Origin of the sequence: Quatrionicoccus australiensis (assembly GCF_020510425.1) — a bacterium.
Classification (GTDB): domain Bacteria; phylum Pseudomonadota; class Gammaproteobacteria; order Burkholderiales; family Rhodocyclaceae; genus Azonexus; species Azonexus australiensis_A.
Window position 1 is genome coordinate 139456 of sequence record NZ_JAHBAH010000002.1, and the last position, 6255, is coordinate 145710.

General features: G+C 56.3%; 8 protein-coding genes. 1 reads left to right on the forward strand and 7 read right to left on the reverse strand.

Translation table 11 applies throughout. The features are described 5' to 3' along the window. Positions 1–183 precede the first annotated feature (183 nt). Positions 184–1614 (forward strand): IS1182 family transposase, encoded by a 1431-nt coding sequence (locus KIG99_RS20605; RefSeq protein WP_226461979.1) that lies wholly within the window; start codon positions 184–186, stop codon positions 1612–1614. Positions 1615–1874: 260 nt separating this feature from the next. Here KIG99_RS20605 and KIG99_RS20610 read toward each other — a convergent pair whose 3' ends face one another. The 7 genes from KIG99_RS20610 to KIG99_RS20640 all read right to left on the reverse strand — a co-directional run. Then, a complete protein-coding gene (locus KIG99_RS20610; protein WP_129927734.1) occupies positions 1875–2168 on the reverse strand; it encodes a type II toxin-antitoxin system RelE/ParE family toxin in 294 nt (97 codons plus the stop codon). After that, complete coding sequence (locus KIG99_RS20615) at positions 2156–2428, reverse strand: CopG family ribbon-helix-helix protein (protein WP_129927733.1); 273 nt, start codon at positions 2426–2428, stop codon at positions 2156–2158. The genes KIG99_RS20610 and KIG99_RS20615 overlap by 13 nt, the downstream gene beginning before the upstream one ends. 547 nt (positions 2429–2975) lie before the next feature. Beyond that, positions 2976–3476, reverse strand: a complete 501-nt coding sequence (locus tag KIG99_RS20620; RefSeq protein WP_226461980.1) for a hypothetical protein — start codon at positions 3474–3476, stop codon at positions 2976–2978. 95 nt (positions 3477–3571) lie between these two features. After that, the gene (locus KIG99_RS20625) at positions 3572–4015 is read right to left on the reverse strand and encodes a Spy/CpxP family protein refolding chaperone (RefSeq protein WP_226461981.1); all 444 of its coding nucleotides are present in this window, start codon (positions 4013–4015) and stop codon (positions 3572–3574) included. Further along, the gene (locus tag KIG99_RS20630; RefSeq protein ID WP_226461982.1) at positions 4012–4470 is read right to left on the reverse strand and encodes an anti-sigma factor family protein; all 459 of its coding nucleotides are present in this window, start codon (positions 4468–4470) and stop codon (positions 4012–4014) included. The genes KIG99_RS20625 and KIG99_RS20630 overlap by 4 nt, the downstream gene beginning before the upstream one ends. Continuing rightward, a complete protein-coding gene (locus tag KIG99_RS20635; protein WP_226461984.1) occupies positions 4463–5041 on the reverse strand; it encodes an RNA polymerase sigma factor in 579 nt (192 codons plus the stop codon). Before KIG99_RS20635 ends, KIG99_RS20630 begins: the two co-directional genes overlap by 8 nt. Positions 5042–5756: 715 nt before the next feature. Further along, the coding region (locus KIG99_RS20640) for an ATP-binding protein (protein WP_264180627.1) at positions 5757–6255 on the reverse strand (499 nt) is incomplete at its 5' end.

Here is a 6255-nt window from a genome sequence, read left to right on the forward strand (position 1 = left end):
CAATGACCGATAACGCCGAGTTGCTCGCGTAGGCTTTCCGGCAGGTTTCAGAGTCAAGCGGTCGGTCCGATGACCACTCAGGAGAAGAGGCGACCGGCAGCTCTTGGCCCAGACTGTGTAAAAACGTGAACGAATTTCGCCTTGCCAGGTCAATGCAGTAGGCATTTACTGGGGGCGACTGAGATGAAGCGTTTCGTTCAAGGCGAGAGCCGGACTCAAAGCACATTGTTGCCGGAGCTACTCGATGACTATATTTCCGAATCAAATCCAGTCCGTGTGATTGATGTCTTCGTCGATGAACTGTCGCTAGGCAAACTAGGTTTCGAAGGTGTTGATCCGGCAGAGACGGGGCGGCCGGCCTACCATCCATCGGTACTGCTGAAACTCTATATCTACGGCTACCTCAACCGCATCCAGTCGAGCCGGAGGTTAGAGCGAGAGGCTCAGCGTAATGTAGAACTGATGTGGCTGACGGGACGTCTCACGCCTGACCACAAGACTATCGCCAATTTCCGCAAGGACAATGGCAAGTCCATCCGGAATGTTTGCCGTCAATTCGTTGTCCTGTGTCAGCAATTAAGTTTCTTCACCGAAGCCTTGGTCGCCATCGACGGCAGCAAATTCAAGGCCGTGAATAATCGTGATCGGAATTTCACCAGCGCCAAGCTGCAACGGCGGATGGAGGAAATCGAATCAAGTATCAATCGCTACCTGACTGAACTTGACACCGCCGACCGCCAAGAACCGGCTGTGGCGCAAGCCAGGTCAGAGCGACTACAGGACAAGATCGCTACCCTGAAGGCACAGATGAAAGAACTTCAGGCCATTGAGGTTCAACTCAATGCAACACCGGACAAGCAGATTTCCCTGACCGATCCGGATGCCCGTTCGATGAAGACCCGTGGCACGGGGATCGTCGGCTACAACGTCCAGACAGCAGTGGATGCCAAGCATCACCTCATTGTTGCGCATGAGGTCACCAACATCGGCATTGACCGAGACCAGCTGAGTTCCATGGCCAAGAGCGCTCGTGCGGCGATGGGCGTGGCAGACCTCACCGTGATTGCCGACCGGGGTTATTTCAAGGGCGAAGAAATTTTGGCCTGCCACGAAGCGGGCATTCATGCCATTGTTCCCAAAACGACCACTTCCGGCGCTAAGGCGGCGGGACGATTTGACCGGGCTGACTTCATTTACGATGCGGAGAAAAATGAATACTGCTGCCCGGCCGGAGACCACCTGATCTGGCGATACGCGAGTCGGCAGGACGGCTTGCTGCAAAATCGGTACTGGAGTTCAAACTGCCAGCGATGTGCCATCAAGGAGAAATGCACCCCCAGTACGAAACGACGCATCACTCGATGGGAACATGAGGGTGTGCTTATGGCCATGCAAAACCGACTGGATCACGCACCCGACAGCATGCGTATCCGGCGTCAGACGGTGGAGCATCCCTTCGGAACGCTCAAGTTGTGGATGGGCAGCGCGCACTTCTTGACCAGAACACTGGATCGGGTGAGCACGGAGATGGGATTACATGTGCTCGCCTACAATTTGAAGCGTGTGATGAAAATCCTGGGCAATGAGTCCCTGATGGAAGCAATGCGGGCCTGAAAAGGCCTTAATTCGAACCGGTCTGTCGTTTTACTACCCAATTCCACCAATTCCCCATCGCGACGGCCCAACCGCACGTCAGGCCTGCAAAATTCCCGCTACGTTTTTACACACTCTGGGCCGGCAGTTGCCTGATGATAATTTCATTGTAACTATGCCAAGTTGGTCAGGCGCCTGATATTTGCTGGTTATATTTGGTGAGAATTCATGGTCAACTCACGTGATATTCCGCACCAATCGGCGGAATTCGTTCATGCTCATCAGTAGCCCGCCTCTTTCTGGTGACGGAATGCCATGACATAGACCGCATCGGCCGCCGGTTCGTGGCGGTACAAGGCCACATAGCCGGAATCCCCGTAGGTAATCACCAGCTCGCGCAACTCCGGCATGTCAGGGAGCGGTCGGCCAATGTCTGGGGCCGTTTCCAGCAGCAGGAAGTGCCGCTCAATGGCCTGGCCGGCCCGCCTGGCGGCTTCCGGGGCCTTGGCGACCAGGAACTGCCGACATCGTTCCAAACCATCCGCCGCGCCTTCGGTGACGATTACGTGTGGCACTCAGGCATCGCCTTTTCGTCTTCGGTGCCCCAGGTGTTCAACCAGGTGCGCACTTCCTGGCCGGTCAAGTGCCGTCCGGTTTCCTGATAGGCCGCCCAGGAAGCTAAGGCTTCCTGTTTGAAGCTCTCGCGGGCTTCCTCCCGTTCGACGTATTGCTGGATGGCTTCGAGCATGATCCAGTGCGGCGAGCGGCGGCGCTGACTGGCGAGGTGTTGGACGCGGCCCTTCAGCGCCTCTTCAATCTTGAGCGATGTTGCCATTGCTGTTCTCCTATCACTTGGTAATACCTAGTGATAACTTAGCCCTTCCGGCCCTGTCCGTCAAATGATCGTCTAACGGCCGCGCCAATATTGTCCGTAAAGATGTTGATTTAGCGAGAAGTCGGACAATATAATTGTCGGACGGAATAACGGACAAAAAGCTCAGAAATGGCATTGATTGGCTATGCACGTGTATGGGGTCTGAGGCGCAGTGGAACGGAAAAAGCAGTTAAGGCAACGTCATAACCTGGCGACTGGCAGGAATATGCCCATTCCGGCCAGTCGCGTTTCTCCAAACCGGTCAGTCAGCCAAATCCAGATATTGCGAACTGGAGTGCTCCAAAGCGGCCGTTGGCGACCTCACCCAATCGGCCAGGAAGCGTCATTCGGAGTTCTTCACCATTGCGGCCATTAGATGAACATCGCACAAGTTCGCGGATAGAAGGTCGGCAGTACAATTGCACTTGAAGGCAGGATTGTTAGGTTCGCTTTTGCAGGAGCGCGAAGGATTGCTGCCGAGCAATGCGCTGGCCGCAATCCCTCACTATCAGTGTGTGATCGACTTGAATCCCGGGTCGTTGAAATACTTGCCGTAATTGTCCAGCGCGGCAATCACCCTGACGGCGCCATCTGCGGGCTTGGCCTTTTTCGATTTGCCGGCCATTTGTTCCGCGCCGGCAAGCAGGTCGGCGACGATTATGTGTAACTGAGCATCCGCTTTTGGCTCCAGCTTGCAGTTGGCAACAATCTCGCCTACCGCTCCTTCGACCTTGTGTGCAAGGCCGCTGTAAGCCTTGCTCGGCAAACGGTTTTTGTGAATGGCTTCGAGCGATGCCGCCATTGACTGGCGAATGTCGCTGATGGCCTTACGCAGAGGCGCGTCGGTTTCCCATTTTTTCCCGGCGTTCAGTTGCAAGACGGCTGCCGCGCCGTCATGAGCGTGGGCGTGGGTATCGCCATGATCGTGTGCCGCTTCGCTCGTAGCAAAGGCATGGCCGGCGGTGGCAAGGGAAATGGCGGTGAGGACTATCAGGATTTTGTGTTTCATTATCAATGTTCTCCAAGCAGGTTTTCGATGGGAGCCGGCTGATACCGGCCTTGGTGCTTCAACGAACCTGCGGTGAAAATGTTCCGTGGGGACCCTCAATCACGGTGCAATTGCTCTATCGCCGAAGCCCCGGCTGGCTGGTTAAGCAGCAATTGAGCTAGGCGCGTCCGTTGCTCGGGGGAGAGTAGCTCGCGTTCTTGTAACAATTGCTGGATTATTCGCTTCTGTTGATCGTCCTGCAGACCCGCGATAGCAGCGCGTTCGGCATCGATCAGCGCCAGGTCAGGAGTCTCCGCAAAAATCGCGTGGATCAACCTGTCGCGATGAATGCGGATTGTCGTGGCGCTGGCACTAAGCTGGGCAAGGAAGATTCCCTCCGATGCATGCCAGTGGCGCGTTTGCTCCTCGGTCAGTTGCAGATGGCGTGGCAGGCCCGGAAACCTGTCGTTGCCCACTGTGCGATAGACGATGGCGCCGAGTACGCCGATGTTAATGAGCAGTGAAACGGCCAATATGGCCCGCAGCAGGGTGGGTTTCATTTTCTGGCTCCGTTGCGATAGCAGGAATCCGGGCCGATGCATAGGCCGCCCGGCGGCAGTGTATCGAACACGCTCATGGCCGTCACGCGTGGCATAGTGGCAGCGCCGCCTAACAGTACCGAACCCATGCCGATACCGAAAGCGAGAGAGGCCGCCGCTCCGATGGACACCGGCAGCAGCCGCCACCAGCGCGCGGGACCTTTCTTCTCCTGTGGGCTCCGTACAGCGGCGAGCCGTCCTTCGATTACCCCGGCCAGGTCGAAGCCTAGGGTTTCCTGCGGCAGATTACCAAAGTCTGCCGCCAGCGACTGCAGGGCGGCCAGTTGCGATGCGCACAGGGGGCACTTGGTGAGGTGGTTAGCCAGTTCTTGATGGGCGGCACTCTCGAGTTCGCCATCCAGATAGGTTGACAGCAGCAGCATGTCCGGTACGTGTTTGGTCAGCGGTTTAATCATGGGCGTTCTCCCCGGCATGGTGTCGAAAGTTGGCAAGGACGGCGGCGCGCGCGCGAGCCAAGCGTGATTTCACGGTGCCTGCCTCGATGTTCAGCGTCGCCGCGATGTCGGCGTAACTCATATTCTCCAGTTCGCGTAGCAGCAGGATTTCGCGCTGCTCAATGGGTAATTCGTGCAACGACCGATCTAGCAGTGCGATGCGCTGCCGCCCCGACAATTGTTCCTCGGGGAGCGGCGCGCCATCCTGCGGGTCGAACGCTTCTACCCCCGAAAGACCTGGGTCGAGCGGCACGAACTCGACAAGCTGCCGGCGGCGCAAGACATCAAGCGCTGCGTTGCGCGCTATTTGGAACAGCCAAGTACCAAAGCGTGCGTCTGGCCGCCACGTGGGCAAAGCCTGATAAGCCTTCATGAAGGTCTCCTGCGTCAGATCCATGGCCTCATCACGAGCATTGTTCATTCGCAGGATGAAGCGGAACACACGATCCTGATAACGGCGGACCAGCAGGGCGAACGCCTGCCGGTCCCCGGCCTGAGCCCGGGAAGCAAGCCCGTTTTCATCTTCGTCCATCCTTCAGTTCATCCGTTTCGCGTGGTCGTGGCTGACATATCCATGGTCATGGTACTTTCGATTGCAACGAATGGTGGCCGGAAAAGTTCCCGGCAATTAGTCAATTGGACTCCATATAATGCATATTCTGTCGGTGGGGGCCGAAATCGTGTAGTCACAAATTACATGTTGCGCTTTAAGGTTTTTGGGAGAGACATGCTAACTGGCCGTTAGCGCTGCACAACGCTGCCTGAGCGACAAAAATCTCACGTTGGATAATGAATGACTACTTTTCGTTATCCAAAGTTTTCCGCGAATGGCAGCTTTGGTTTTTGGCCACCGGCGGCTCAGGGCACCGAAGCGACTGTCCTCTCTTTGGATTCACCGCCGGAAAGCGGTCAGTGAAATTCCGATTCCCGAAAGCGGCCGGTCGTCACTGAGTGCAAGGTGCCCAATCCGGACCTTCGATACTCCAGAACTCCAACGGCAGGTTTTAGATTGGTGCAGCCGTTCGAATGACTTGGCGACCGAGTGCTGCTCGGCCTGCGCCGACCTTGAACCTGCGCTTCTACTCGGTCGGCAAAGAATCGGTCACCTGCCGGTCAGCCTAAGGTCACGTTGACCGTTGGTTCTCCGCTGACTAACGCGAACTTCGAACTGTGTCTCCCTTTGCGGTTGACATGCTTTACAGGCAACTAACCGCATCCTCGGTCCGGCAAGTGCCATAGTGAAGGAATCAAACTGCCGGCAATATCAACGATGCTTGAAGCCCGCCCAATGAGGATTTGGCTAACACCAAATCACCACCGTACATTTGCGCCAGGTCGGCGGTTATTGCAAGCCCCAGCCCCGTACCGGGAACCTGCTCGTCTGCGCGAACCCCTCGTTTGAGTACATGATCGCGTTCGGTCTCGGCGATGCCCTTGCCGTCATCATCGATGCTCACCCGGAGTTTGCCAGACTCGTCCGAGACTTGAATCTCGATCCGAGATCTGGCCCACTTCGATGCGTTATCGATCAGATTTCCCAGCATTTCCTGCAAATCCTGTTCTTCACCACGGAATGACAGACTGGCTTCATCAGGAATTACAACAAATACGAGATGGCGTTCTGCATGCACACGTTGCATCACCCGCACCAGTCCCTGGATCACAGGTTCAACGGAGGTGCGCATGCCCGGAACTTGTACCGATGCGGCAGCTTGAGCCCTGCTCAGGTGGTAATCGACCTGCTTA